Annotated in this window: 1 protein-coding gene; it reads left to right on the top strand. The window is 37.3% G+C overall.

Features of this window, described 5'->3' with window-relative positions; all coding sequences use genetic code 11:
* A partial coding sequence (locus HPY79_12515; protein ID NSW46624.1) for a hypothetical protein occupies window positions 1–2,178 on the top strand: 2,178 nt, incomplete at its 5' end.
* Window positions 2,179–2,377: the final 199 nt, after the last annotated feature.

Raw genomic sequence — 2,377 nt, 5'->3', positions numbered from 1 at the left:
TTATTAATTTATCAAACCGATAATACTCCGGGGTATTATTATTACGATGGTTCAGCTTGGCAATTATTAGGGCGTTATGTTGCAGGTACTGGAATAAGTATTGTTGGCAATACCATTTCAAATACGGCACCCGATCAAACAGTAAGTATTGGTTCTGGAACAGGAATCTCGGTAACTGGTTCATATCCGAATTTTACCGTTACCAATACAGGAGTGACAGCAAGTTGTGCTACCGCTAATTATATACCTAAAACCTCTACTTCAACTACGCTTACTTGTAGTCAAATATATGATAATGGTACCAATGTAGGTATTGGCACTGCTTCACCAGGAACAAAACTCGATGTAGTTGGAGTGGGACGCTTTGGCTTAACTACCAACGGGAATGTGTGTTTCGGAAACGATGGGAATGGGATTGCATACATGGAAATGCGTGAAAGTGATGGTGCCGGAACACCTTATATTGATTTTTCGAACGATAATTCAAGCGATTATGATGCTCGTATAATGTTAGAAGCAAATGACCGCTTAATTTTTGCTACAACAACAAACGGACGGCAATTAAGTATTCATAGCACTGGAATTGCTTTAAGTGGCTCAAGCAGATATATCAATTTTAATACGACTTTTGATGCCTCTGGCTATGGTTTTAGAGATAATGGAGGAACCTTAGAATATAAACATAGCGGAGGCACATGGACGCCTTTTGCACAACCTCCTACAGTTCCAGGTAATGTTGAATGGTGGATAAGACCAACAAATGAGTCTTATATACGTCCACTTTATAATGGTAATGCTAGAGTATATGATGCTGGTCAAACATGGGCTTTTTATTATGATGGATCTAATGTAAAAGGATCTTTTATGGCAGGCGGTGATGTTGGTTTAATAATGCATCGCTCAGGAGTATCATCAACATATGTTCCATCTTTCTCGGGCGATCAATTCCCATTTATTGATGCAGGTAATGATGCTTCAATAACTTCAGCAGATAACATAACTTATACAGGAGGTTATGCTTATGGTAGTTTATTTAATGGATTTACCGGTGTTTCTAAATGTGATGCAGGTATAAGAGGAATAGGACTTGGAGGCACTTCGGGTACAAATAGTTCATGGCCGGTTGTTGGTGTTATCGGCGAAGTTATTGCTACGGGTTCATCCGCTAACGGACAACAAGGGGTTTATGGTTGGCAAGCTGCACCAGCTGGGAGTGCTTCTTTTTGTATTGGAACACTTGGAAGAACATCTCAAACGGGTAATCAATCAGCCGGAGTTGCTGGCTATTATACCAATAGTGTGGGTAATTTGGTTTCATGTTTTTCATCATTTCAAAGTTTAGGTATGCTGGGCACAGGTACTACCGGCGTAACCGGACAAACATCGGTTGTGGGGGGCTATGGAGTATTAGGTATCAATACCGATTTGACGAGTTACACAAATGTTGGGGTGCAAGGGCAAGTAGGAGATGGTACTTCTAAAGCAGTTGATTTTAAAGCTGTAGTCGGAATTTCAAATAATACACATGATTTATATGGCTATGGAGGCTATTTTCAAGGTGAATGGTATGGAGTTTATGCATATAACCCAACAACAACATCAGGTAATGCAGTTTATTACTCAGGAGGTTTAGCGGGAAGTGGTACAAAAAGTTGTGTAATGAGAACTTCACAAGGTCCAAAAGCCTTGTATTGCCTTGAATCGCCCGAAAATTATTTTGAAGATTATGGTACTGCTAGATTAGTTAATGGTAGAGCTAGAATTGATATAGATCCTCTATTCCTTGAGACAATTACCATCAATAACGATAATCCTTATAAGGTGTTTATTCAGATGATAGACGAAATACCTAATAATGTTCACATAGTTAAGCACGACCATTATTTCGAAGTGGTTGAAAATAATAACGGAACAAGCAATGCTGAGTTCGACTGGCGTTTATTAGCTAAACGTAAAGGCTATGAAAATTTACGCTTAAAAGACACTCCCGAAGCATATACCGATCCTGCTTTATATCCCGATCCAAACGACCCATCTATCCCCATTCAATGGAGAGAAAAGGTAAAAGCTCATTTTGAGTTTATCGAAAAAACAAAACATGTACCTGTTCAAAAATATGAAGCAGAGAAAAAGCCTGATATTGATAAAAAAGTATTAGAACAAAAAAATAAAAATTAATAATTTATATACTTATATTTTTTAAGTATATATTAAAATGTGAATAAGATTTTAAATGTGTTTTTAAATTGGTAATTTTGTAAAAATTAAAAGAAATAGCTAGGAAATAGCTATGAGTACCAATAACCATAAACCGAATATGAAATTATCCATTACAAATAGGCCTTACTCTTTATTCGATTGGTGTATTTCGTCTCGT

This window comes from Bacteroidales bacterium (genome assembly GCA_013314715.1).
Classification (GTDB): Bacteria; Bacteroidota; Bacteroidia; order Bacteroidales; family GWA2-32-17; genus Ch61.
The sequence above is the reverse complement of the archived record's forward strand: the minus strand, read 5'-3'. Positions and strand labels throughout refer to the sequence as shown.